We start from the raw sequence: 24,909 nt of genomic DNA, 5'->3' as shown, positions 1-24,909 counted from the left end.
GTTTTAGGAGGAATTTTTATGGTAGAAAGGGAAGAGCTTCTTGCTTATGTAAAGGAAAAATTTAATACCAATCCAGACTACTCTTGGCTTAAATATCCAGAGTATGCTGTACTTAGACATGAAGTGAATGGCAAATGGTATGGGGTAATTATGAATATACCAAGAATTAAATTAGGTCTGAGTGGAAAAGGAAATGCTGAGATATTAAACTTAAAGTGTGACCCTGCTTTAAATAGTTTGTTAAAAAGTAAAGATGGAATTTTTCCTGAATATCATATGAATAAAAAGCACTGGATTACAATTGCATTGGACAGCCTATTTTCAAAGGAGGAAATATATAATTTAATTAGTTTAAGTTATGATTTGACAAAATAGAAATTAGTTATCAGAAGTAATGCAATAATTTTAAAATCGCATTATTCAAGAAAATTGAATTTGCGATTTTTTTTGTACAGTAAATTATAGATTTATTGAACGCTCAATATGTAATTTCATAAGGCTTTATTGAATTGAAATAATATTTTTTCAAAACACAACAGGATAGCATTTACAAAATATGTTACAATTAACTGGAAGATAAATGGAGATTTAGAGGTGTGAAAATGAAAGTTTTAATAATCGGTCTTGGTGTGATTGGGACAACTTATGGATATGTTCTTCAAAAAGAGGGACACAAGGTAGAGCATTTAATAAGAGACAGCAAAAAAGCATTTGTACCTGAAAATATAAATGTCAAGTTATTAGATGGAAGATTTAACAATAAAGGCGAAGAAAAAAATGATAATTATAAGATCCATATCGCAAATAAAAACAGTTCTTATGATTTTATATTAGTAAGTGTTCCAGCTGGAAAAATTGAAGGAGTAATAAGAACATTAAAAGAGAATGACATTAATGGTACTTTGATAATTTTCAACGGGATATGGGAAGATAAAAGTTATATTGAAAATTTATTCAAAGGATGGGAGTACATACTTGGTTATCCAGTAGCAGGTGGAAATATAAGTGATCATGAACTAAATTGCTGTATATTTGATCATATTATGCTTGAAAGCAAAGAAAAAACAAATATTAAAAATTATGATAAGTTACTAAAATTATTATCTGATTGTCATATTAAAGCTGAAATACCTTTTGATATGCTCGAATGGATTTGGATTCATATGGCGATAAATGCAGCAGTTATAACAAACGCTGGAGAATATGGTGATATAAAAAATACGACTGAGGCAGCAGAATATGGTGATATAAAAAATACGACTGAGGCAGCAGAAAAGTTGATGGATTCCTCTAAAATTTTATCAGAAACAATAGTAACTATAAGGGAAACTGTAAAAATAATTGCATCTAGAAATGTAAATCTAAAAAATTATAATAATGAATTATTTGCTTATAAAATGCCTTCAAAATTAGCAGGAATAGTTATGAAAAGAATGTTTAAAAATAATCAGCTGACTCGTAGAATTATGACACTTCATAATAATATAAATGATTTATTATATGTATGCAAGAATGTATATGACTGCGGTAAAAATAATCAAATGGATGCGCCGCTGTTTTCAAGAAAATACAATTTACTAGAAAAGAAGATAAATTGTTAAATTTTGCGCCCAAGCAATTCAATATAGAGAAGTGTATCAAAATTATTAAATTTCTTGTCTTATATGGCTTAATGCTTTCTCTTTTAAAGTCCCTACAATTTTATAAAGAATGAATTAAGTCATTTGAAAATTAATTCTCCAGCGTAACGAAAATCTACTATAACTTTGATTTATAGCTGATTCTAAGCAGAAAAATTTTTATTTTAAGTAATTTTATATAATAATTAACAGATGTATAAAATTGCTATAAATAAAAAGATTCAAGAAGCTAATAATAAAGTGAAATAAGCTTTAGATTTATGAGGCAAGTTACAAAGGAGGAAAACAAATTGAGAATTAAATCAAAACATATCTTATTTTTTGGGGTAAGTATATTTTTTATTCTAACTATATTTATAGACAATATAAATATTAATTCTGATTTATGTGATTTAGTATTCAATGAAAATGTTAATTTAAATGAAAAAATAAGTGAGCATAAGAAAAAAACAATTTATTTAACTTTTGATGATGGACCTAGTAGCAAAGTAACAAATGATGTTTTAGACGTATTAAAGGAAAATAAAGTAAATGCAACTTTTTTTCTAATCGGAAATCAAATTGAAGGAAAAGAAGATGTGGTAAAAAGAATTTATGATGAAGGAAACGGAATAGGACTTCATACATATACCCACAAAATAAGGAAAATTTATAGCAGTGAAGACGCATTTATAAAAGAAATGATTAAATGTCGAGATGAGATAAATAAGGCTATTGGAATTTCACCGAATATAATTAGATTTCCATGTGGAAGTCATAAACGATTGAACAAAAATTATTTAAAAAAACTGCATAATGAAGGATTTAAAATATATGATTGGGACTTAGATAATACTGATGGATTAAATTCAAAACTCTCACCAGATACTTTATATAGAAAAGCAATCAAAGGAAGTGAAAATCGCGAAAACATAATATTACTTTTGCATTGTACAGATATGCATAAGAATACATGCAAGGCTCTTCCTCAAATAATAAAATATTATAAATCTAAGGGATATGAATTTAAAGTTATTACGGAAGATACTCCAGAATTATATTTTCATATGAGAGGAAAATTATTTAAATAAAAATATATTTGCCTAAAAAATATAACATTAAAAAATAAAGGCAGCATGTTATTCATGAAGATTAAGCATGAGAAATCTAGAAAATAGTAAATACTAAATAAGAAAAATTATATAAATTAAGCCTAGAATGTAAATTCTAAGAACACCTATAGAAATATAGGTGTTTTTGTTGTAAACTTGTAATATATAGGAGAAAATTAGAAGGTTTTGTTTAATTACCTTAAAATGATTTATTAAAACAATAAAAAACGGGGAGGGGTTCTTTGAAGATTATAGTCAGACATGTACCTAATTTAATTACAATAGCAAGAATAATACTATCAGTATTATTTGTTCAAAATATAATTGAGCAATTTATATATGCGAAGGAAAGAAATGTGAATTTGAGCATTTTATTTTTATCAATATGTATTTCAGATTTATTAGATGGCAAAATTGCAAGAAAAACTAATTCAACTTCGCTAATAGGAGCAAAACTAGATGTATTTGCAGATTTGTTTTATATTATGATTTCATATATAGCGTTAATAAACATAAAAATTTTGCCTATATGGTATTTTGGATTCGTATGTTTGAAATTCATTGAATTTATAATAACATCAAAGTATATCAAAAATATTAAAAAGTCGGACAAGTCCTTTATTTTCGATAGTGCTGGTAGATTAGTTTCGGCTACATTTCTAGTAATTCCAGGGATTGTATGTATATATAGATATATTGGGGCTAATAATGCAATAATCACAATAGATTATATTATATATATAACATTTATAATTGGAGTTTATTCTTCTTATTCAAGAGTAAAACTTTGCTTTATCGAAAATAAACTTATATAAATATGGAGAGTCATGAAAGGATGATAAGTATGAGGAGTATGTCGGGAAAGTTAGTTATACTTATGAGTATGATAATAACATGGGTATTATGGTTATTTGTTGAACCTATAAGAGAAATATCTGCAATGAGTGGATATTCTCAATTAATAGCTGCATTTGCATTGGTAGCATTTGCATTTATTAATTTCATTTCAACTAGGCATAAAATTTTAGATGGCTTATTTGATGGACTAGATAAATCATATATTTACCATAAGTATTTAAGTATTTGTGCGTTGGCTTTGGCTGTTATTCATAATATAACAATAAGTATGGGGAAAAAAATTGAAAGGGCCAATGGAATAAAAATTCCTAAAGATCCTTATGCCATGTATGGGACTTTTAGTATGTATATATTTATAGTACTTATATTAATCGCCCTTGTGGCTAAAAATTTAAATTATGAAAAGTGGAAAACAATTCATAAATTTATGATTATTCCTTATGCATTTGGAATTTATCACTATTATGGAAGTGCAACTTATGCTGTCTTTTCATTGGAACCTTTTTGTATATGGCTAAATCTAATAAATATTATAGGTATAACATCTGCAATTTATAGCGTGTTCCTTTATGAAAAAATTTCGTTTAAGTATAAATATAAGGTGAAAAAATTAGATATAGTAGCTAATGGAACCTTTGAGATTACAGGGGATTCCATTGGAAAAGAAATAAAATTCAAACCAGGACAATTCGCTTTTTTGAAGATTTTAGATAATGAAAATGGATTTGTTTCACATCCATTTACAATAAGTGAAGCACCTAAGAATGGAGAATTGCAATTCACTATTAAAGCATTAGGGGATCATACAAAGGAGTTGTTAAATACACTTAAGGTTGGAGATGAATTTGTTGTCTCAGGACCTCATGGTAAATTTAATTATAAAACTGGTATCAAGAATCAAATATGGATTGCAGGAGGAATTGGAATAACACCTTTTAGGAGCTTTGCTCAATCAGGTGTAGGGGAAGAATTCTCGGTAGATCTTTTTTATGCATACAATAATGAAGCTGAAGGAGCATATAAAGAAGAATTGCAACTATTAAACAGTAATAATTTAAGAGTGCATTTATTTAATTCAAAAGAAAAGGGATTTTTATCAGTAAACGAAATATCCAAAGTTGTGAATACAAAAGATAGTGTTGATGTTTACTTTTGTGGGCCAGCTCCAATGAGAGAAAATTTAAAAAAGCAATTTAAAGATAGTAATTTTAATATCATAAATTTTAATTATGAGCATTTTCAATTTAAATAGATATAAATTTTTTTGAATTTAATATTTATTGATATAACTTGTAGTTGAGTCATTTCTTAAATGATGTAATTGGTTTCTAGAAAAACTATTATATCATAAAGAAATGGCTTATTTATTTTTCGTAAACTTTGTTTGTACAATAACTTATTAAAGATAAAAAATTTGTCGCGCTTGTTAAATTAGCTGGTGCTATTTTTAGATAGAAAAAAATTCTAATGAGTTTATTGCTTTATTAATTAAGGCGTTTTTTAAAATTTATAATTAAAAATAAACAACGAGTGATAAATTAGGATAATTATTGAAAAAATAGGATCAAATTATGAAAAGAAAAAAGGTATATATCAATATTTGTAGAATAAATTATGGTAAGTAATAAAAGTTGCTAGTACATATACGATTAACATAGGGGGGGATTTTTATGGGAAAAAAGATTCTTTTTGTGGATGATGAAATTCAAATACTAAAAGCGTTTAAAAGACTTTTTATGGATACGGACTATGAGATAAGCGTGGCTGAGAGCGGTTTAGAAGCTTTGGATATTCTTGGAAATCAAGAAGTAGATTTAATTGTTAGTGATATGAGAATGCCAAATATGAATGGGTATGAACTACTAAGTATAGTCAAAAATAGATTTCCAGACATAATTCGCATAATTTTAAGCGGTTTTGCAGAGGAAAGAATCATACTAGATTCATTGCAAAAAAACATAGCAAAAGTTTATATTTTAAAACCTTGGGAAAATAATATTTTTATTGAGACTATAGATAACATATTTAAAGTAGAAAATATGCTAAAGGACAACATTAATGTTTTAAAATTGGTAAAGAGTGCTGATGAATTACCTACAATTAAAGAGTCTTATCAAAAAATTATTGATGAAATAGAATGTAATGCCGAAATATATGAAATAGTTGAAGCAATAGAATCCGATAATTCTATTGCAATAAAAATACTTCATGTTATAAATTCATCTCATTACGGAGTGAAGACAGGTTCAATTAAAAGAGCTGTCGCATACCTTGGGCTAGATAATATTAAAAATATAGTCATTTCATCCGCATTTATAGATAGTCTAGGATTTGATTCTAAGGGGAAAGAAAAATTGAAAATGTTGTGGAAGCAATCCTTTATTGCCAATAGGATTGTGAGTTTTATTTATAATGAATTTCTCAATAAGAAAATTCCAGAAACCGAAATGAATGCTGGATTATTGAGTAACATTGGGATGGCATTTATGATGTATCATTTTCAAGATAAATATAGCGAAATAATTGATGAAGTTAAGAATCACCATACTGCTATAGTAGAATTTGAAAAAAAATGTTTTGGGACAAACCATCAAGAAATAGGAGGGTATCTTTTAAGATGGTGGGATATACCATTTCCTATTGTTGAATCAGCAATATATCATCATGAACCTTTTCATGAAAATGTTATTAATAAGCAAATTGTATATGTAGTCCACATTGCAGGAAAATATGCTTGGGACATATTAAAAGAAACTAGCCTAATGGATTTGGACGAAAAAGTATTTTTGGAACTTGGGATAGATAAAGATATATTCGAAAAGAGGCTTGGGGAAGTGGCGGAATTAAATGGACTATTTGATGAGTAGTTTCATTTCAAAATAATTTATTTAGAGATATTATAGGGGGATTTGAGGATGGTTGTAGAGCAATTTGCATTTTATAAACTGAATGAGGTTGATAGCATTATTACGTTAGGTAAATTAGTGAAGGCCCAAGTAATATTTTTATTTGGTTCTAAAGAATTTATCTGCAATAAAGAAGTGTTTAATAAGATAAAAATAACATATCCTAATGCGGATATAATAGGCTGTACAACAGCTGGTGAAATATTTAATGACCAAGTAAATGATAATATTTTAACTGTAACAGCTGTTTATTTTGAGAGTACTGAAATAAAATTTTTGGTTACAGAATTAACTGACTTTAATAAATGTTATGAGAAAGGAATTGAAATAGCAAAAGCGATTCCAGTGGAAAATCTATCTCATGTATTTTTAATAGGTGAAGGTATAAACATAAATGGTAGTAAGTTAGTAGAAGGAGTTGTCGATGGATTACCAGAGAAAGTGAAGGTAACAGGAGGATTAGCTGGAGATTATGAAGGATATAAAGAAACTTTTGTAGTTGCGAATGATTATGGAAAAAAGAATTTAATAGCAACAATCGCATTTTATGGAGAAAAGATTAAGATTGGATTTGGATCGGTAGGTGGATTTGATACATTTGGAATAGAAAGAACAGTCACAAAATCAAAGGATAATATATTATACGAATTAGATGGAAAACCGGCATTAGATTTATATAAAGAATATTTGGGGGAATATGCAAGTAGACTACCAGTTAGTGGATTGTTATTTCCTTTAAATATAAGATCACGTGATAATAAATATAGCTATGTTAGAACGGTAGCAGGTATAGATGAAAAAACAAATAGTCTTAGGTTCGCAGGAGAAATACCAGAAGGTTACTATGGAAAGCTTATGAGAGCAAATTTTAATAATCTAATAAATGGGTCAATTAAAGCAGCAGAAAATTCAATTACAAGTATTAATTGTGAAGATATTAAGTTGGCAATTTTGGTAAGCTGCAGAGGAAGACGTGTTGTTTTAAATCAAATTATAGATGAAGAACTTGAGGGAGTAAGAAGTATTTTAGGTAATGATGTTATATTTACTGGCTTTTATTCTAATGGAGAAATAGCGCCTTCAAATAAAAATAATGTGACTGAATTTCATAACCAAACAATGACAATTACACTCATAGGGGAGAAGTGAAAATATGAGAGATTATCATAAATTATTAAAAAGACAATTATCAAAGTATATTGGAGAAGAGAAAATTCCAGAAGAGTACAAAGCTTTTTTGGAGGCTGTAAATTCTGCTTATATTGAATTCGATAAGGATAGAATTCTGCTGGAAAGAAGCATCGAAATAAGTTCTAGGGAGTATAATGAGAACTTAGAAAAAATAGAAAAACTACAAGCGCAAATTGTTCATCAAGAAAAAATGGCTGGAATAGGTCAGCTTTCTGCCGGAATAGCTCATGAAATAAATAATCCTTTAGGATTTGTTAAAAGTAATATGTATATGCTAGAAAAGTATAAAGATAAGTTGAAAAATCTTTTGGAGTTATATAAGAATATTGAGGGAAATATAAAAATAACACATAAAGATTTATATGATTCAAATTTCTTTGAGATTGTTGAATACCGAAATAGAAATAAAATTGATTTTCTATTTGAAGATATGGATGATATAATATCAGAATCTGAAGATGGAATAGCTAGAATAGAGAATATTGTAAAAAGCCTTCTTGGATTTGCAAGAAAGGCATCTTCTTTAGAATATACCCAATATGATATAAATGACAATATAAAATCAACTATAACTATTGCTTATAACGAAATTAAATATTATGCAGTCATTGAAGAAAATTTTGAAGTGGTTCCAACAATAAAAGCAATTAATGGTGAAATAAATCAAGTATTACTAAATATATTAGTAAATGCTGCTCATGCAATAAAGTCAAAAGGAATTCAAGGTATAATAAAAATTCATACTTATTGTGAAAATAATTATGTAAAATGTGAAATAAGCGATAATGGAGTAGGAATTGCTGAAGAAAATATAAATAGTATTTTTAATCCATTTTTTACAACAAAACCAGTAGGTATGGGAACAGGATTAGGTTTAAGTATTTCACATGATATAATAGTAAATAAACATTCTGGAACTATAGATGTAAGTAGCAGGTTAGGAGAAGGCACTAAATTTACTATCTCATTACCTATAGGCGCTAAGGAAGATGATGATAATGTAAATGGAAAAATATCTTAATTTACATAAAAAATCTATACCATGATTCGAGAAAATAAACATTTTATAATTTACGGAGGTAAAAATGAGCAAAATATTAGTAGTATTTTATTCTTTTTCAAATACAACAAGAATGTTAGCAGAAGAAATAGCAAAACAAACGGGAGGAGATATTAGAGAGTTGGTTCCTGAAAAGTCCTATGCTTTCAATTATAATACAGCAGCAAAGGAAGTAAGGAATGAAATTGAAAATGGATATTGTCCAAAATTATTATCTGGAGAAGAATCAGTCAAGTCTTATGATTACATTTTTTTAGGTACTCCCAATTGGTTTAAATCATTTGCTCCACCAATACTAAGTTTTTTAAGAAACGTGGATTTGCAGGGAAAGACTATTATTCCTTTTTGCACTCATGGTGGGGGAGGTTTTGGGCAAATTCAAATCAATATTGCAAAAGAATGCCAGAAATCAACAATCCTTCCTGGTTTTGAAGCTATGAGTAATTTTAGTGAACAGCAGGTCAAAAACTGGATTGAGCAAATTGGTTTATAGGATAGAGAGAATTTGTAATTATTTAAATATCTGTATGAGATAGAGTTTTGATACCATGGAAGCACAGCAGTTTATGAATTATATAAAAGATGCTCTGAAAAATGGTGTAAAGGCTAATGATAAAAGCGTACAGGAAACATTAAAAAGTCATATTAAATTTTTAAATGATCATGGTCATAGGGTGGATGCAAAATCATTTGTAGCTCAAACAAAGTTCTTTTTAGATGATGATTTTCATAGGAGCATACTTGAAAATCAATTAACTGGACTTTCTTACTACCTTTATACAGCAGCAGAAATGCATGCTTCTTTAAATCAGTAAATACTTATAGGAGGTATATTTAAATCAGCACCAATATTTTATAGTGAGTGAATTTTTTTAGAGTAGCGTTTTATAAAACCACTGTATTCTAATATGGTTTACCATAAATATTGTTAAGAATATTTATTCTTAACAATATTTATTCTGAAGAATATTACCATATATATTCTTCAGAATATGCTAAAATAATGCTGGGTTGAAGGCCATACCTTCATAGTGTTTTTATTTCAATTGTATAATTAGCCATAAATCTAATGGTATAAAAAATAATTCGCCCTATAAGCCATACTGTTAAAAATTAATTACTGAGAATTTAAAAGGTAGTCATTTGTTACACTAATAAAACTTTTAAGTAAAGGATTGATTTTTAAATTCTTGTTGACTACAAATTTAATTTCTAATTCAGAAAAGTCATCTTTTAAATCATAAATGAAAAAATTATGATTTTTAGGCAAAATACTTTTTGGTAAAAGTGATATGCCAAGACCTTCATCTATGCCCCGAAGGATAGATTCTAGTGAATCAAATTCAATAATAGCAGCAGCCTTATAGTTGTTATAACTCAACCATTTTTGTAAGAGCTTACGATAAGGGCAATCAGCATCTGAATTTACTATTATAGGAGTTTGTAAATCATTAATAGAATCAATGCTTATAGAAGATACTAATGCAAGTTTTTCTTTAAAGGTAATAACTTTTTTTATTTTTGAGGATGTAATTTCATCAGATATAAAAGCCCCATCTAGTTCATTCTTTAAAATCATATCTAGAAGATTTTTCTGAGTTTCTGTTTTTAAGGTTAAAGATACTTCAGGATTCTTCTCATGGAATAAATAAAATAATTTAGGTAAAACAGATGCAGAAATAGTCTGAGTAGCACCTATTTTAATAGTAGAAGAAATTTTAGGAGTAAGAAACTCATCATTAACTTCATCAATTAATTCAAGAATTTTATCTGCATACTTAAGCAATTTTTCTCCATTAGGTGTAATTACAATTCCTTTATTGTTTCTTATAAATAAAGTAGTGTTTAATTTATTCTCCAGTAATTTAATTCGCGCAGTTATATTTGATTGGGCATAACCAAGTCTTAAAGCAGCTTTTGATATAGATTTTTCATAAGCAACTATCTGAAATATTCTTAGATCATTAATTTCCATAGTATAGAAACCTTTCGTTAAAATTAATTTACATTTGCCATCACTATTAGTGATATTAAAGATTATTTATAAGTATTATACAATTTTTATAATGGGAGTTAAACTGTAAGTGTGAAAGGAAAGGCACGAGTTGAGCAATAATTTCATTTATGAATCAAAAATAAAGTTGGAACTAAAATTAAAAGGGAGGATAAAAAGAAATGATAGCAACTCAATATAAGATTATATTACCTAGCGATTATGATATGAGCATAATAAAGGATAGAGTAAAAAACAACGGATATAAAACAGATGGATTTGAAGATTTAAAGTTTAAATTATATCTAACAACAGAAAAAGGAAAAAATCAGAATTTGCAAAATAGCTATTGTCCTTTATATGTTTGGAAAGATAGTAATGGGTTAAATAAATTTTTGTTTAATGGTTTTTATGACAATATAATAACTTCTTTTGGATGGCAGAAAGTAAATGTAGGAATACCACTAATTGATACAACAACATATAAAATTAAAGATAGTAAATATGTATTTGAGATAGAAAGAGAAATAAAACCTCAGAGAAGTCTTAATAATTTTAAAGATGGAATAGAAAAAAATATTCCAAGGATTAAAGAAAGTGAATTTATAGTTATTTACACTCCTGATAAATGGAAATATCATGTGTTTTTTTTCATAGATGATTTAAGCAAGATAAAATCAGTAGAAGGAACAACTTATGATATACTTCACATATCACAAGAAAAAATATAGATGCAAATTCGTTTAGAACAATCTGGTGAAAATCTTCTTTTTTCAATAATGTGTATGGGTATATGAAAATCATGTTTTAACATAAATCTTTACTTTTGATCTAGGCTAGTATAAATTTTTTCGATTTTTAAAGTCATTTATATCAATGGTTACGAGGATACTAGATTGTAAAAGCATGATTAAGAATGAGCATGACGTAGCCATTTTATTTTGAATAAATTCATTGTTTTAGAACAAGTGTTCTGATAAAATATGTTTATAGTTCACTTTATAATTAAGAAAGTTAATAAACTCTAAGATTAGAAAATAAAGGACTGATTTTTATGAAAAAAGATGAAGAAAATCTAGAATACTTTGCTAAGAATAATAAGAAAATGGATGATAGAGACATCCTACCATCAATAGAATTTCTCGAAAATATAGCCTGGGAGTACAACAGTGATGGCACCGAGAGAAATTTTGCTGAAAAGCTGGAAGCATGCAGACATGAGAAATACAGATCTGCTGATGCATCAGCCCTTACAGGAGAAAGTGTGGGTATTGATTCTGAAAAATTAGATAGAGTTCCAGAAGGCAGGTTCAATACAGAGGTTGATGGCGCACATTTTGAATGCTTTTATCAGGCAAGTGAATATGATTATCTTTACGTTGTGCTCGATACCATGCGCGATGATAAGACAATTGCAAAAGGTCCACTTCCATGTTTTCATAAGTGGTCATGGTCTACGTTTCTGAAAGGACATTTATTAAGTATTGAAGATCCGATGTACTTTGAATCTGACATCTCTGTTGGGTGGTTTTATGGGACGAAAGAACGAGATTACCGCGATGCTACGGCAAAGCTTGTTATGAGAGTAGCAAAATGCCTAGGCATCCCTAATGAGCATATCATTTTTTATTCAGTTTCATCAGGGGGAACATCTGGTTTGTTCACTGCTGAAAAAATCTCTGGCAGCGTTGCAATAGCATCGAATCCACAACTTGATCTTACGCGTTTTCTTCCAAGTGCACTTGCTAATTTTAAAGAATGTACTGGCATTGATCTTGCCTATGAAAAGGAATATGGAGATGCAGAGCGTGTGGATTTTACTCATGTTTTATCTAGAAATAGCCTTTCTAAATACTTAGTTATTATAAATTGTCGCTCAAAGATAGACTTTAATGATCAGCTCATTCCATTCTGCAATGAACTTGGTGTAACTCCTCGTTATGGTCTGCAAAAGGTAGGAAACTTAATTATATGGGTAATAGATGCCCCAGGTCCGCATCCGCATCTATATTATGAAAGTAAGACCATGTATTTTGCCATTGATTTCCTTGCAAAAACATTAGCAGAAGGTGGCGATATAGATAGGCTTAAATCACTATATATAATGTTCAGCGAGTTCTGGCATGAGAAGGCAGGGCTGATTGCGGGAGATCCTGAATGTTTAGATGATGCTGATCCAGTAGGAAAGTCGTTTGCTGAACAATTGAAAAGATAATAGTTGTTAAATTAAATAAGCTACAGGTCTAAATATCCCAAATTCATTATTAATGATGAATTTGGGATATTTTTTGTTTAATAAATACTATAGATAACCCAACTAAGACCTGAACTTATGCATATGACTCGCCGAAATAAGGATTATGCTATTGTTCCAGTTTCTAAGGAAATTATGATGGATGATTCTAAGATCACAAGTTGCGTCCAATATGCTAGACTCAAAGGCAAGCTTTGAACTAGCATACTTGGAACAACTTTTAATCTAAGAATCAAAACCATCAAATTCCTAATGAAACATTTCACAAAAGCATAATTCTTATTTCTAGTTACAATACATTTCATAGTATAAATATAACTTATAATTAGGTTATCTATATATAGTTCCGCAATGAAATTTGCACTTATGCGTATACCTAACCGAAATGAATACGTATTTGTTCCATATGACTATGAAAATTTTACTGAAAAGTTCTATATAAAAAGAATGAAGTTTTTATATAAAGTAGAAATATTTCTTTGAAAATTAAATATTAAATACTTACAAAATATACTATAATTAATAAAGGATGGCAAATGATTGCGCAATGTATTGTTGGAGGAAACAAGATGGAGTATATGGGAAATAGAGAATACTGGGATAATAAATTTGCTAATAGAAGTGGTAATCCACTAAATCCAGAAAAATCGGTAACTGAAAATATTACATATTTCAAAAAAGGATCTGTTCTTGATATAGCATGTGGAGATGGTAGAAATACTTTGTTTTTACTTGAAAATGGATTCGAAGTAACAGGTGTTGATTTTAGTAGTAAAGCTCTTGATAGGCTTAAGACATTTGCTAAAAGAAATAATTATTTAGTTAATACAAAGCAAGTTGACTTAAGTATATCTAATTCTTTAAAGGATATTGGAATATTTGATAATATTTTAATCAATCATTACAGGTTAAGTAAAGAGCAGCTTGGAGACTTAGAAAATCATATAACTGATAATGGTATTTTATTTGTTTGTGGTTTTGGGCATAAGCATAAGGTTGATTCTAAAATTAGAAAAGAGGATCTTATTCAACCAGCAGATTTTGAAAATTTAAAGAAATCCTTTGAGTTAATTGAAAATATAGAAAATGAAGATGATAGAGGATTTCTTGTCACTTATATTTTCTGTAAAAAATCAGTGTAAGAAACAATATATAAATAGAATTAAATCATTATCTAACAAATTTAATACAGTAAATTAAGCAGATGTTTTCTGGAAAGTTGAATGATATATGTTTATATAATATTTTATATTTTGAATTTAAAAGAAAAATGTAAAAATAATATAGTTAATTTGTTTTAATTATCAGTAACTTGATAGCAATAATATTAAGATTATCCTTTGTAGAAAAGAGGTAACTATGACTGTTAAGAATTTTATAAGAAAAGATCCTGAAAAAGTATATATTATTACAGTTCTTTTAATTACATGGATTATTACAATTATGTTGTTTATTAATCCTACTATAGGTAAAAATGATTTTGCTTTAATCATGTTCATTCCTGCAATATTAGCTATTATCTTTAATAAGATTACAAATGATCATCAAGCAAATTTATTTAAAGACACAACTTTAAAATCAGTATTGTTTGGAATTTTCTACCCTATTGTTTTTATAGGTGTCTGCTCATTTATAGTTCAACTTACTGGTGTCGGAAATATCAGTATAAACAAGGAATTCACATTCAAAAGTATTATAATTCTAATACTGTCTGTAGTTATTGGTTTATTCTTAGCTTTGGGAGAAGAATATGGATGGAGGGGATATCTACTCCCTAGATTAACAAAAGATTATGGTAAAACGAAAGCAACTATAATTGTAGGTGTAGTATGGGGATTGTATCACATTCCTGCTGTTTTTCTTTTGGCAAAGGCAACTGGAATAGGTAATCCATTATTCCTATGTGTTATCCAAGCATTTGCTGCCTTTACATATAGTTTTCCTTCATCTTATTGTTACTATTCTTCAAGGAGTTTATTACCAGTACTATTTCTGCACTCGGTGTGGAATGTGGTTAATCCTTTGATGCTCGGTGATATTTATACAAACACATCTGGGGTGATAAGTGGAGATATAATAAAAATAAATGGAGAAGGTGTACTTGGATGTATTTTAGGTGCAATGATGATTTTATATTTTGTAAAGCAATTTAGAAAAGAATATAAAGAGAAATATTAGTGGCATTTCAGCAAATGAAGCAGATGCAAAAGCTATAGATACAATTCAAAAAACAGGTAATTGGGGATATATTGGAAAATACATACCACATATGTCTGCTGATGGGATTAAACAGGTTGTATATATAACTCTAAACATTCAAACCCTTCTGAGCATAAGAATGCATCAGATTATATAAAGAACTAAATTTAATTGGGGGAAATAACCCGAAAGGGGGAAATGTAATTAAGAGGAAATATTTAATTATAGCAAGTATAATAGCTGTTCTAACTGGTATAGCATATATATTATTTCCAGAGAAATATCTTTTTGTAAAAAGTACAAATTTGAAAGATGATAGTTTGGCTGAAGTTTGCTTAATGGAACAAGTTGATATACAGGCTTTAGAAGAGAAATTTGGAAAATTGACAAATGATAATATTAATAAAAATGGATTAAGAGGTTTAGAATTTGATAATTATCCGTATTATGCATATTTCCAAATAGATAAAGATAATGAAGTTGCTTGGATATCAGTTGGATATCCTAATAAGTCAGATGATACAAAATTTGTAACAAGTAGAGGCATAGGCTCAGAGTCTAAATTTTCAGATGTATTAAAGGCTTATGGTGATAATTATGCAAAAAAAACTTATTCAGATTTTATGGGTAGCGGTGATGGATATGATGTCACATATATTGATAAGGAGCAAAAGACTTCAATTGAATTTGAGTTTAATGAAAGTGATCCTTATTCAAATAAAAAGGAAGAATTTCTTCACTATATTACTCTAAAAAAACTTATAAATTAATGGGATAAGAAATACGTTTCAATGGAAAAAGGAACAATGAGGTGATATATGAGTGCTATATGATAATATGTATATAAAGGAAATACGTCTCAAGAAAGAAATTCATAAAGATGATAGCTATATTAAAGAGTTACCTGTAGTTAATAACTTAACCAGCTTAGACATATCAAGAAATGTAACATTTTTTGTTGGTGAAAATGGTAGCGGGAAATCAACATTATTGGAAGCTATTGCTGTTAATAGTGGATTTAATGCAGAAGGAGGAACTAAAAACTTTTGTTTTTCATCAAGAGAAACACATTCAGATTTATATAAATATATTACTGTAGTTAAAGGTGTGCAGAGGCCTCGCGATGGTTTCTTTCTAAGGGCGGAAAGTTTTTATAATGTAGCTACAGAAATAGAGAAACTTGATTTAGAAAGCTCTGGGGGAGTTCCTGTTATAAAGAGTTATGGAGGTACATCATTACATAAGATGTCACATGGTGAAAGCTTCATTACACTAATGACAAATCGTTTTAGTGGAAATGGATTATATATCTTGGATGAACCAGAAGCTGCATTATCACCTCTAAAACAAATGGCTATCTTACTATTATTAATGAACTAGTAAAGAAAAGATCACAATTTATTATTGCAACTCATTCACCAATATTAATGGCATACCCAGGTGCAGATATATTTGTTATTGATGATGATGGAATTACGAAAACTCCTTATAAAAAGACTGATAACTATATGATAACAAGAAAGTTTTTAGAAAATCCTGAAAAGATGATGGGTTATTTATTTGAATAGATTACATAGTAAAACTAAATAGCGTGTTAGTAATATAAATTAGGGGGATGGGAAAGATGGATAAACAATATTTTATAAAAACCGCAGAAGACTTTGTTGAGAATTCACAAGATAACTATATAACAAAGGAAATAGCTATTTCAGAAAATGTTGTAGGAATGAAAATTTTTGATGCTCCAATTCTGGCATTTGGTTCTGTTGATGATGAGTACTTTACATTATTGAAACAACCATCAGCAATTGGAAAACACTTCATGCTTCCAAAAGAGTGGTTACCACAATCAAAAACTGTGATGTCATTTTTCTTACCATTTAGCGAAGCGGTTAAAAAAGGAAATAGAAGGAACATGTCATGGCCTTCTGAAGAATGGCTTCATGGACGTATTGAAGGTCAGAGTTTATTAAATAAGTTGTGTATGCATTTAAAGTCTGAATTGATTAATGCAGGATATAACAGTGTCGTACCTACTTTAGATGAAAGATTCTGGTCAAATGCTAATCATCCAAATCATGAAGAAAAATTTACAAGCAACTGGTCTGAAAGACATGCTGCTTTTGTATGCGGACTTGGAACATTCGGACTTTCTAAAGGACTTATAACAAAGAAAGGTATATCAGGAAGACTTGGTAGCATAATTACAGAATTATATTTATCACCTGATAAGAGAGAATACGAAAATATATATGAATATTGTTCAATGTGCGGTAAATGTGTAAAAAATTGTCCAGCTAATGCAATATCCATAGAAAATGGGAAAAATCATATCATATGCTCTGAATTTTTGGACAAAACAATGGAAAAACATAAGCCTAGATATGGCTGTGGAAAGTGTCAGATAGATGTACCTTGTGAATCTAGAATACCTAAACAGCATAATGTAAAATGAATATTATATTTATATTAATTTTTGGCATGAGCAACGTTACAATTAATAGTTTTACTATATATTATCTTTAATATGACTCGAAAAACATCAAGTGAACTTCAGAATTTTGATTTCAGTCAGTAATTAGAACACTATAATATAAAATCAAGTATATTGTTTAGTGTTGAGTAACACTAATAAATTTTACAAGGCAAGTATAGTTTATAAAATTAGAGGAAATAAGATTGTGGAATGTATAAATGTTAATGGAAAAAAGTATAGATTAATTATTGGAGCTGGTGATGATGGTGCATATAGAGCGAGTTTTAATGCTTTAACAGAGAAAACATTTGGATTTAATAGACGTATCAACGGTTGATGCGTCTTTTTTTACGCAATAAATTATATAAATAGAACAGTTCGAATACTTATTGCTTATTTCTGTTTATATTATAAGAGCATATATATTGTAGTTCGAGATGCACAACTGTTCTACATAACGAATCAATAAAAAAGTAAATAAACAATTTTAAAATCATATTATTCAAGAATTTGAATTTGCGTTTTTGATGGGAAATTTGTAAATGGAGAGTAATCTAGAGGGTCTATATATAATGCAAAGAAAACTTGGAAAAAATATTGACAATAAAACTTGGCATGATATAATAAAAGTACCAAGTATACTTGTCGAAAAACTGAAAGGTGGAATATATATGAATAGAGATGAAATTTTAGCAAGAAGCAAAAAAGAAAACTTATTAAATGATGAACGTGAGCGATATATTCAAAAATCAGCAAATCAGAATTCTTATTTTGCAGTGATTATTATATTTGCTATTTTCTCAATAATTCTTTTTATACAAAAACTTATAACAGGCGGAGCTTTTGCAGATTACAGAGTGTTTTCGTTAGCTTTGTTGATCGCAATGATTGGGCAAAGCGGGACAGTTTATTATTATAATAGAGATAAGAAAGTGTATTTAATATGTACTATTTTAGAAATTATTGGGGCAATTGCTGGTATGGCTTCAATTGTTGGAAGTGGCATGGGGTGGTTTTAATTGTCAGCATTTAAAAAGGAACAGATGGAAGAACTAGTATTGCATAATAATTTAAAGAAAGTCAGAACAGAGCAAAAATTATCTCAATCTCAATTGGCAGAAATGGTTGGTGTATCAAGAAATACAATCAGCTCTATTGAGACAGGGCAATTTAATCCTACTGCAAAATTAGCGCTTGTTCTTTGCATCGCGTTAGATAAAAAATTTGAAGAATTATTTTATTTTGATTGATAAAGTTTAATTTAGAAGATTTGATTATAGATGTTATTATATATGAAAATTAAATAGTAAAATAGGATATCGCACTATTCATAAATAAGAATGAATTTGCGATATTTTTTTACAGTATTGACCCTAACACCACGTCATAGTGTAATATAAAAATAGAGATTAAATATATTACCAAAATTTTTTGCCGGCAGATTACTAAATAATATTTAAGGCTCTAAAATTAAATTCAGAGGTGTAGCAATGAGAACAGTAAAACAAGTTTCGGATTTGACAGGAATAAGTGTGCGTGCACTGCATTATTATGATGAAATAGGCTTATTGGTGCCTAGTGAAATAGCAGAAACAGGTTACAGGCTTTATGATGATGAAGCTCTTAAAACTTTACAGCAGATTTTGTTTTTTAAAGAGCTTGATATACCTTTGAAGGAAATTAAAGATATAATGTCAAGTCCATACTTTGATAAAATGCAGGCACTAGAAAATCAAAGAAAGTTGCTTATTTTAAAGCGAAAAAGATTGAATGGTTTAATAGACCTTATAAATAAAACATTAAAAGGAGAAGGAACTATGGATTTTAGAGAATTTGATATGAGTGAATATTATAATGTGTTGGAAGAATTTAAAACAGAGCATGAAGATAAAGTGATTAAAACATATGGAAGCATAGATAAATATAATGAATTTATTGAAAAATGTAAAGCGAAAGAAGATGAGATTGCTAAAATAGCTATAAAGAAATATGGAAGTATTGAAAAGTATGCTAAAGCTGTAAAGAAAAATCTTACTAGTGAATCTCTAACTTTAGCAGAACACATCGATAAGTTTAAAAAAGATTGTCTAGAAGATAAGCATCCTAAATTAAAAGAATTATTTAAAAAGCTTACAGCTAATTTAAGTAAAGATCCTTCTTCAAAGGAGCTTCAAGAAATTGCTGAAGAAATAATAAATACAGCTAAAAAAGATTATGAAGCCTTTAAAATGGATAATGGAGATGTTTATTGGTATTATATGGCGAATCTATATTCAGTATATCCTGAATGGATAGAAGCAGTTGATAAGAAATATGGGAAGGGAGCATCAAAATTTATAGGAGAAGCTCTAAAAAAATGTCCTAGTACTAAGCTTCCAAAGATAGAAGAGCTATACAATAATCTTACATTCGATTTAACTAAAGATCCTTCTTTAAAAGAAGTTCAAGAAATTGTTCATGAAATAGCAGATGAGACCCAAAAGCAAAATCAAGCTTTAAAAGTAGATGGGGGAGAAAATTATTGGGCTTATACTGCGGAACTTTATTTATCAAATACTATGTATATAAAAGTCATTGATAAGAAATATGGAAAAGGAGCATCTGAATTTATTGGGGAAGCTTTGAAATTTTACTCTGAAAACAGTAAATAGTAATTTTAATAAAAAATTATATAAAAAATCCGCAGAAAATATCAAGTATGTCGCCTTATCTTACCTTATAATTCTTTTGAAAGATGAGGTGTTTCTTATGAAAAAGACAAAGACATACTTAAAGAATTTTGTAGGAACAAGTTATGAGGTTGGAACACAGATTGGGAATTGGATTTTATCTGAACCTAATTTATTGAAAAAGATAATTTTACCACCTAATGCCTATCCACAAAGTAAATTAAAAGAAATATTAACTTTGCTTGATCGATATTGTAGTGGTGTAAATCAGGAAATCGAAGGATTCGTAGATACAGTTGGAATTTCCAAAGAACAAGCAATTTTTTATGCAATGACATATTTAGAACGTGGATGTAGTTTAATGTCTGCAGTACCAAACAAGATTGAAAATGGACACACTTTGATGGCACGTAACTACGATTTTAATGATGAGATGGAAGAGATGTGTTTTGCGTACACAGCTGTTAGAGGGAAATATCGTTACATTGGTTCTACACTTAATTTATTCGGACGATGTGATGGAATGAATGAATATGGATTGGCAGCTTGTAAAGCTAGTAATGGATTACCTGTTGGGAATTTTGAAGGGGGACAGAAAGCTGGTGTAACTGGTTTTTCTTTTTGGATTGTTATTCGAAGTATTTTGGAAAACTGCAAAAATGTTGAGGAAGCTATTGCATGGGTAATGGCTGCACCTATTGGATATAATATAAATCTAATGCTTGCTGATAATAGTAATAAAATTGCATTGTTACAGTGTATAGATGGTAATAAATCATATCGTATTTTGGATAATGAATCTAAGCAGAAATTTCTTATTTCTACAAATCATACAGTTTTACCGGAAATAAAGCCATATGAAAAGATATTGATTGAAAACTCGGTGATTCGTTACAAAGCAATAGAAAAAATGTTTTGTGAAAAAGAAAAATTATCAGAGAAAGATTTAAAAGATATCTTATCTACATCTTATCCAAAAGGATTGTGTTGTCACTATTATCCTGAATTCTTTGGAACTTTACGCTCTATGGTATTTAATACAACCGAGAAAAAAATAGAAATGACATTTGGTTCGCCTCAAGCAAATGAATGGAAAACTTTTATGGTAGAAAAGCTACAAGAGCAAGAAATTATTGTGAATCTTCCCTGTGAAAAAGCGGGAAAAGATTTTTATAGTATTATGCCTTAAATAAGGAGGAAACTGTATTGAAAGACAAGCAAATTATTGGTAGAGCAATTATATTTATTGAAACGAACTTGTATGAGCCATTGACTGTAGAATCAGTTGCGAGTGCAGTTTCCTATTCTTATTATCATTTCCATCGTTATTTTCAAGTAGTGATGGGTGAAACTATTGGCAGCTATATTAGAAGCCGAAGATTGACTCAAGCGGCATATAATATTGTACATAGCGACAAAAGGATTTTAGATATAGCAATTTCACTGTATTTTGAGTCTGCTGAAAGTTTTACAAGAGCCTTTAAGAAGAGATATGGAATTACACCGATGGAATATAGAAAAAATGGTATTGATGTGTTGATTGGAAATCATAATCCAATGCAAATTGATAAAATCACTGAATCCAATTATGTAAATCTTCAACCAGAAATAGTAACATTTCAACCTAAATGTGTTGTTGGATTTAGATGTTACATGAGTATTGAGAAAAATAACAGTATTGAAATGTGGAAAAAGTTGAACGCTCAATTAGAGAAGCAAAAGTATATTTCAATAAATAATAATAGATATAGTATTTATGAAACAAGTGGTACATGCCTGCAAAATACATTTAATAAAAATAGTGAAACCACTTTATTTATAGGAATTGAAACATCGAGTGACAATAATATTCCAGAAGGAATGGAATTAAAAGAAATTAGTGGCGGAAAGTATGCTAAATTTATACACAAAGGTGCAGTAAAAAACTTGATTTCTACATATTATTATATTTGGGGTGTCTGGTTTCCTAATAGTAGTTTTCAACTTGATGACAGAGATGATTTAGAATGCTATACAGAGAAATTTTTAGGAGCTGAAGATAAAGAATCACAGATTGAAATTTATTTCCCGATACAATAGCAGATATACAACCAAAATTCACTAAATCTCAATTTATAAGGCGGCCATAAATCTTATCTTTTCTAATTAACTAGAATAAACTTTGAAAATTAAATAATGTGATTTTTATATTTCATAGAATAACTATTTAACAATAGTTAATAAACTATGAATTTTATAAGTTGTGCCATAAGTTGCTGCATGCTATGCTATAATTTACCATAATGGTATTAAATTGCTATTGATATAGTAAATATGATTATGGGAGGGCGAAGTAATGAACTGTTATAAAGAAGAATGTATTTTAGGTGAATGGGAATCTAATGATGGGAAAGGGAACCTTAATATTGAAAAGATAGGTGAAACATATAAATGCACGTGGAGGAGAGATAAAGAAAATTCTAGTTATGAGTACTCTGGAATTGGAATATTGATCGATGACAAGCTACTTGTATCAAGATATTTAAAGCAAGTTCCAATTGCTGGAGTTGGTGTGTATAAACAGATAGGAGATTTACGGTCAAATTCAGCTCTTTGGGCTTCAACACAGAACTTTGATACATTAGGTTCTGGGGTTGCATTGAGGAATGAAACAAGCGAAAGTTTTGAAGGAAATTATAAGGTTAGGTACTTTATAAAAGAATATGAATCTCATGTTTTTGATCTAAAAATTATAAGAAAGGATCAAAGTGATGATTTATATGACTTAAGTTGGTCCGTAAATAATCAAGTTCAATTACATGGAATTGGTACAACTCATGATAGACAGATGCTTTTGGCATATGGTGAAATAAATTTTGAATATGAAGTAGTTATTTTAAATATCGATAATCAAGGTAAATTAAGTGGAAAATGTGCTTCTGTAAGAAATAGTAGTGTTAATGAAGAAATATATATTAGATAATATGCCAAAATATTATTATTTAGGAGGTTAAATTTACATATTTCTTTATGCACAATATGTAGAATTGACATAGTAAAAAGTGGGTACCAATCTTTAATTCAGTATTATACATAATATGAAATATGTTATAACTTATTTGTGAAAAAACATGAATATTTATGTAGCCTTGTCATTAAATTCAGGAAGGAACATTTAGAATGAAAAAAATTACTAATATTATGTTAACTTGCATGATATGTATGCAGATGATTGGTTGTAATAATCAGAATTCAAATCTAAATGATAAATTAATTGATAATAAAAAGAGTTTAATAAATTCGTTTGCTAGTGACAATTTCACAATAAAATCTGTTGACTACAGTGAAGCCTTTAATGGTATTGAAGGGTGTGCGATATTTTTAAATAATAATAAAAAAGAATATCAGGTTTATAATGAAGAAGCATGTAAAAAAGAGGTATCACCTTGTTCAACATTTAAGATAATTTCAACATTAATCGGCCTTAAGAAAGGTATACTAACGTCTACTGAAACAAAAATGAATTATAATGGAACTAAATATCCTATAGATGATTGGAATAGAGATTTGAACCTAAAAGAGGCTTTTCAAGCATCCTGTATTTGGTATTTTAGATCTGTTATAGATAAAGTTGGCCAAGATAGCATGCAAGAAGAAATTAATAAAATTCATTATGGAAACTGTGATATAAGTGAATGGAGAGGTAGAAGTATTAATTCCTTTCCAGAATTAAATGGTTTTTGGTTAGAGTCTTCCTTGAAAATTTCACCTAAAGAACAAGTAAAGATTTTATCAAATATTTTTGATGGCAAAACTGATTTTTCTAACGAAAATATTGAAATACTTAAAGAAATAATGTTAGTAGATAAAATTAATAATGTTTTTGTATATGGTAAAACGGGTACAGGAGGCGAAGATAATGCCTGGTTTGTTGGAATGATTGAAAAGGGAGATGAAAAGTATTCATTTGCAGTTCATTTAAATAAAGGTAAGGGAAATGAAATTTCAGGACAAAAGGCAAAAGAAATTGCATTTAAGATTATAAACCAATATTACAAATAAGTATAAGTTTTATAAGATGAAAATGAATAGCAGATTTAGTATAAAAGTAATCAAGAGCAAAAGCGTAGTATGTAATTTTATTATACAATTTTAAAATTTTACGTAGTAAATTACAGTGATATTTTTTGAAAATTAAGTAATACTACCTTTACAAAATATATTACAATCAGTGAAGAATTAGGGATTTGAGCAGGATTTTTAGCCAAGAGTGAATTTTCACTTATAATATATATGAATAAAGAAAGGTGTGAATACTATAAATAACTTTTTTAAGCCAATGCTAACTTGTATAAGTAAATTAAGTCTATTTATAGGAAACTTATTAATGAGTATAATCGTCTTTTTCTATATGTCTTTTTTGCATGACTTAAGTCAATTATCGGCAGGGGTTTCACTATGGCATAGTACTGTTTTAGAGATGAGTACACTAGCGATTATTAGTTTTATTGGAACTATATTAGGTTTTATCACAAAACGCAATCACATGAAAAAGATTTGTACGTGTACAATTTTGGGATATTTATTATCAAT

General features: G+C 28.6%; 25 protein-coding genes and 1 pseudogene. 25 read left to right on the top strand and 1 reads right to left on the bottom strand.

Annotated features, from left to right (window positions below):
• Positions 1-18: 18 nt before the first annotated feature.
• The 10 genes from F3K33_RS17625 to F3K33_RS17580 all read left to right on the top strand — a co-directional run bounded on the left by F3K33_RS17625 (position 19) and on the right by F3K33_RS17580 (position 9,561).
• Complete coding sequence (locus F3K33_RS17625) at positions 19-375, top strand: MmcQ/YjbR family DNA-binding protein (RefSeq protein WP_039769117.1); 357 nt, start codon at positions 19-21, stop codon at positions 373-375.
• 227 nt (positions 376-602) lie between these two features.
• Positions 603-1,601 (top strand): ketopantoate reductase family protein, encoded by a 999-nt coding sequence (locus tag F3K33_RS17620; protein ID WP_039769119.1) that lies wholly within the window; start codon positions 603-605, stop codon positions 1,599-1,601.
• A 329-nt stretch (positions 1,602-1,930) separates the two neighbouring features.
• Positions 1,931-2,710 (top strand): polysaccharide deacetylase family protein, encoded by a 780-nt coding sequence (locus F3K33_RS17615; RefSeq protein ID WP_039769121.1) that lies wholly within the window; start codon positions 1,931-1,933, stop codon positions 2,708-2,710.
• 263 nt (positions 2,711-2,973) lie between these two features.
• Positions 2,974-3,546 (top strand): CDP-alcohol phosphatidyltransferase family protein, encoded by a 573-nt coding sequence (locus tag F3K33_RS17610; RefSeq protein WP_023974486.1) that lies wholly within the window; start codon positions 2,974-2,976, stop codon positions 3,544-3,546.
• 29 nt (positions 3,547-3,575) lie between these two features.
• On the top strand, positions 3,576-4,841 hold the full coding sequence (locus tag F3K33_RS17605) for a ferredoxin reductase family protein (protein ID WP_039769387.1): 1,266 nt from the start codon (positions 3,576-3,578) through the stop codon (positions 4,839-4,841).
• A 418-nt stretch (positions 4,842-5,259) separates the two neighbouring features.
• A complete protein-coding gene (locus tag F3K33_RS17600; protein WP_039769124.1) occupies positions 5,260-6,456 on the top strand; it encodes an HDOD domain-containing protein in 1,197 nt (398 codons plus the stop codon).
• Positions 6,457-6,504: 48 nt separating this feature from the next.
• Positions 6,505-7,644, top strand: a complete 1,140-nt coding sequence (locus tag F3K33_RS17595; RefSeq protein ID WP_023974483.1) for an FIST signal transduction protein — start codon at positions 6,505-6,507, stop codon at positions 7,642-7,644.
• 4 nt (positions 7,645-7,648) lie between these two features.
• The gene (locus tag F3K33_RS17590) at positions 7,649-8,707 is read left to right on the top strand and encodes an ATP-binding protein (RefSeq protein ID WP_023974482.1); all 1,059 of its coding nucleotides are present in this window, start codon (positions 7,649-7,651) and stop codon (positions 8,705-8,707) included.
• A gap of 64 nt (positions 8,708-8,771) precedes the next feature.
• Positions 8,772-9,239, top strand: coding sequence for a flavodoxin (locus tag F3K33_RS17585; protein WP_039769127.1), 468 nt, complete (start codon positions 8,772-8,774; stop codon positions 9,237-9,239).
• Between the two features lie 73 nt (positions 9,240-9,312).
• On the top strand, positions 9,313-9,561 hold the full coding sequence (locus F3K33_RS17580) for a TipAS antibiotic-recognition domain-containing protein (RefSeq protein ID WP_243141308.1): 249 nt from the start codon (positions 9,313-9,315) through the stop codon (positions 9,559-9,561).
• Between the two features lie 302 nt (positions 9,562-9,863).
• Here the strand turns inward: F3K33_RS17580 and F3K33_RS17575 are convergent, their stop codons facing one another.
• A complete protein-coding gene (locus F3K33_RS17575) occupies positions 9,864-10,721 on the bottom strand; it encodes a LysR family transcriptional regulator (RefSeq protein WP_039769131.1) in 858 nt (285 codons plus the stop codon).
• 200 nt (positions 10,722-10,921) lie between these two features.
• On the opposite strand from F3K33_RS17575, the gene F3K33_RS17570 reads away from it, so the two are divergent.
• The 15 genes and pseudogenes from F3K33_RS17570 to F3K33_RS17505 all read left to right on the top strand — a co-directional run bounded on the left by F3K33_RS17570 (position 10,922) and on the right by F3K33_RS17505 (position 24,378).
• Complete coding sequence (locus F3K33_RS17570) at positions 10,922-11,470, top strand: DUF4865 family protein (protein WP_039769133.1); 549 nt, start codon at positions 10,922-10,924, stop codon at positions 11,468-11,470.
• A 323-nt stretch (positions 11,471-11,793) separates the two neighbouring features.
• Positions 11,794-12,954 carry a hypothetical protein gene (locus F3K33_RS17565; protein WP_039769135.1) on the top strand — a complete coding sequence of 387 codons (1,161 nt, stop codon included), beginning with the start codon at positions 11,794-11,796 and terminating at the stop codon, positions 12,952-12,954.
• Positions 12,955-13,562: 608 nt separating this feature from the next.
• Positions 13,563-14,135: a class I SAM-dependent methyltransferase gene (locus F3K33_RS17560; protein ID WP_039769137.1), complete on the top strand. Its 573-nt coding sequence runs from the start codon at positions 13,563-13,565 to the stop codon at positions 14,133-14,135.
• A 217-nt stretch (positions 14,136-14,352) separates the two neighbouring features.
• Positions 14,353-15,171 (top strand): type II CAAX endopeptidase family protein, encoded by an 819-nt coding sequence (locus tag F3K33_RS17555; protein WP_039769139.1) that lies wholly within the window; start codon positions 14,353-14,355, stop codon positions 15,169-15,171.
• Between the two features lie 359 nt (positions 15,172-15,530).
• Complete coding sequence (locus F3K33_RS17550) at positions 15,531-15,962, top strand: hypothetical protein (protein ID WP_012059636.1); 432 nt, start codon at positions 15,531-15,533, stop codon at positions 15,960-15,962.
• A gap of 52 nt (positions 15,963-16,014) precedes the next feature.
• Positions 16,015-16,760 (top strand): annotated as a pseudogene (locus F3K33_RS17545) (AAA family ATPase).
• A gap of 56 nt (positions 16,761-16,816) precedes the next feature.
• Entirely contained in the window at positions 16,817-17,647 is an 831-nt protein-coding gene (locus F3K33_RS17540; protein WP_023974473.1) for a 4Fe-4S binding protein, read from the top strand.
• A 226-nt stretch (positions 17,648-17,873) separates the two neighbouring features.
• Positions 17,874-18,005, top strand: a complete 132-nt coding sequence (locus tag F3K33_RS26985) for a hypothetical protein (RefSeq protein ID WP_023974472.1) — start codon at positions 17,874-17,876, stop codon at positions 18,003-18,005.
• A gap of 235 nt (positions 18,006-18,240) precedes the next feature.
• Positions 18,241-18,687 (top strand): DUF6442 family protein, encoded by a 447-nt coding sequence (locus F3K33_RS17535; RefSeq protein ID WP_167514423.1) that lies wholly within the window; start codon positions 18,241-18,243, stop codon positions 18,685-18,687.
• A gap of 24 nt (positions 18,688-18,711) precedes the next feature.
• Positions 18,712-18,918: a type II toxin-antitoxin system RelB family anti-toxin gene (locus F3K33_RS17530; RefSeq protein ID WP_023974470.1), complete on the top strand. Its 207-nt coding sequence runs from the start codon at positions 18,712-18,714 to the stop codon at positions 18,916-18,918.
• A 240-nt stretch (positions 18,919-19,158) separates the two neighbouring features.
• Positions 19,159-20,319, top strand: coding sequence for a MerR family transcriptional regulator (locus tag F3K33_RS17525; protein ID WP_039769145.1), 1,161 nt, complete (start codon positions 19,159-19,161; stop codon positions 20,317-20,319).
• Between the two features lie 97 nt (positions 20,320-20,416).
• Positions 20,417-21,526, top strand: coding sequence for a choloylglycine hydrolase family protein (locus F3K33_RS17520; protein WP_039769147.1), 1,110 nt, complete (start codon positions 20,417-20,419; stop codon positions 21,524-21,526).
• 17 nt (positions 21,527-21,543) lie between these two features.
• On the top strand, positions 21,544-22,416 hold the full coding sequence (locus F3K33_RS17515; RefSeq protein ID WP_017210904.1) for an AraC family transcriptional regulator: 873 nt from the start codon (positions 21,544-21,546) through the stop codon (positions 22,414-22,416).
• Positions 22,417-22,672: 256 nt separating this feature from the next.
• The gene (locus F3K33_RS17510) at positions 22,673-23,299 is read left to right on the top strand and encodes a hypothetical protein (RefSeq protein ID WP_039769150.1); all 627 of its coding nucleotides are present in this window, start codon (positions 22,673-22,675) and stop codon (positions 23,297-23,299) included.
• A 197-nt stretch (positions 23,300-23,496) separates the two neighbouring features.
• Positions 23,497-24,378, top strand: a complete 882-nt coding sequence (locus F3K33_RS17505) for a serine hydrolase (protein WP_039769153.1) — start codon at positions 23,497-23,499, stop codon at positions 24,376-24,378.
• Positions 24,379-24,909: the final 531 nt, after the last annotated feature.

The organism is Clostridium beijerinckii, assembly GCF_008705175.1.
GTDB lineage: Bacteria > Bacillota > Clostridia > Clostridiales > Clostridiaceae > Clostridium > Clostridium beijerinckii.
This window is presented reverse-complemented; position numbering and strand designations above follow the sequence as displayed.

Excerpts from the sequence above, each read along its gene's own strand:
- F3K33_RS17625 (WP_039769117.1), top strand. The coding sequence starts at position 19 with ATGGTAGAAAGGGAAGAGCTTCTTGCTTATGTAAAGGAAAAATTTAAT.
- F3K33_RS17620 (WP_039769119.1), top strand. The coding sequence starts at position 603 with ATGAAAGTTTTAATAATCGGTCTTGGTGTGATTGGGACAACTTATGGA.
- F3K33_RS17605 (WP_039769387.1), top strand. The coding sequence starts at position 3,576 with ATGAGGAGTATGTCGGGAAAGTTAGTTATACTTATGAGTATGATAATA.
- F3K33_RS17600 (WP_039769124.1), top strand. The coding sequence starts at position 5,260 with ATGGGAAAAAAGATTCTTTTTGTGGATGATGAAATTCAAATACTAAAA.
- F3K33_RS17595 (WP_023974483.1), top strand. The coding sequence starts at position 6,505 with ATGGTTGTAGAGCAATTTGCATTTTATAAACTGAATGAGGTTGATAGC.
- F3K33_RS17590 (WP_023974482.1), top strand. The coding sequence starts at position 7,649 with ATGAGAGATTATCATAAATTATTAAAAAGACAATTATCAAAGTATATT.
- F3K33_RS17585 (WP_039769127.1), top strand. The coding sequence starts at position 8,772 with ATGAGCAAAATATTAGTAGTATTTTATTCTTTTTCAAATACAACAAGA.
- F3K33_RS17580 (WP_243141308.1), top strand. The coding sequence starts at position 9,313 with ATGAATTATATAAAAGATGCTCTGAAAAATGGTGTAAAGGCTAATGAT.
- F3K33_RS17575 (WP_039769131.1), bottom strand. The coding sequence starts at position 10,721 with ATGGAAATTAATGATCTAAGAATATTTCAGATAGTTGCTTATGAAAAA.
- F3K33_RS17570 (WP_039769133.1), top strand. The coding sequence starts at position 10,922 with ATGATAGCAACTCAATATAAGATTATATTACCTAGCGATTATGATATG.
- F3K33_RS17565 (WP_039769135.1), top strand. The coding sequence starts at position 11,794 with ATGAAAAAAGATGAAGAAAATCTAGAATACTTTGCTAAGAATAATAAG.
- F3K33_RS17560 (WP_039769137.1), top strand. The coding sequence starts at position 13,563 with ATGGAGTATATGGGAAATAGAGAATACTGGGATAATAAATTTGCTAAT.
- F3K33_RS17555 (WP_039769139.1), top strand. The coding sequence starts at position 14,353 with ATGACTGTTAAGAATTTTATAAGAAAAGATCCTGAAAAAGTATATATT.
- F3K33_RS17550 (WP_012059636.1), top strand. The coding sequence starts at position 15,531 with ATGGAACAAGTTGATATACAGGCTTTAGAAGAGAAATTTGGAAAATTG.
- F3K33_RS17540 (WP_023974473.1), top strand. The coding sequence starts at position 16,817 with ATGGATAAACAATATTTTATAAAAACCGCAGAAGACTTTGTTGAGAAT.
- F3K33_RS17535 (WP_167514423.1), top strand. The coding sequence starts at position 18,241 with ATGCAAAGAAAACTTGGAAAAAATATTGACAATAAAACTTGGCATGAT.
- F3K33_RS17530 (WP_023974470.1), top strand. The coding sequence starts at position 18,712 with ATGGAAGAACTAGTATTGCATAATAATTTAAAGAAAGTCAGAACAGAG.
- F3K33_RS17525 (WP_039769145.1), top strand. The coding sequence starts at position 19,159 with ATGAGAACAGTAAAACAAGTTTCGGATTTGACAGGAATAAGTGTGCGT.
- F3K33_RS17520 (WP_039769147.1), top strand. The coding sequence starts at position 20,417 with ATGAAAAAGACAAAGACATACTTAAAGAATTTTGTAGGAACAAGTTAT.
- F3K33_RS17510 (WP_039769150.1), top strand. The coding sequence starts at position 22,673 with ATGAACTGTTATAAAGAAGAATGTATTTTAGGTGAATGGGAATCTAAT.
- F3K33_RS17505 (WP_039769153.1), top strand. The coding sequence starts at position 23,497 with ATGAAAAAAATTACTAATATTATGTTAACTTGCATGATATGTATGCAG.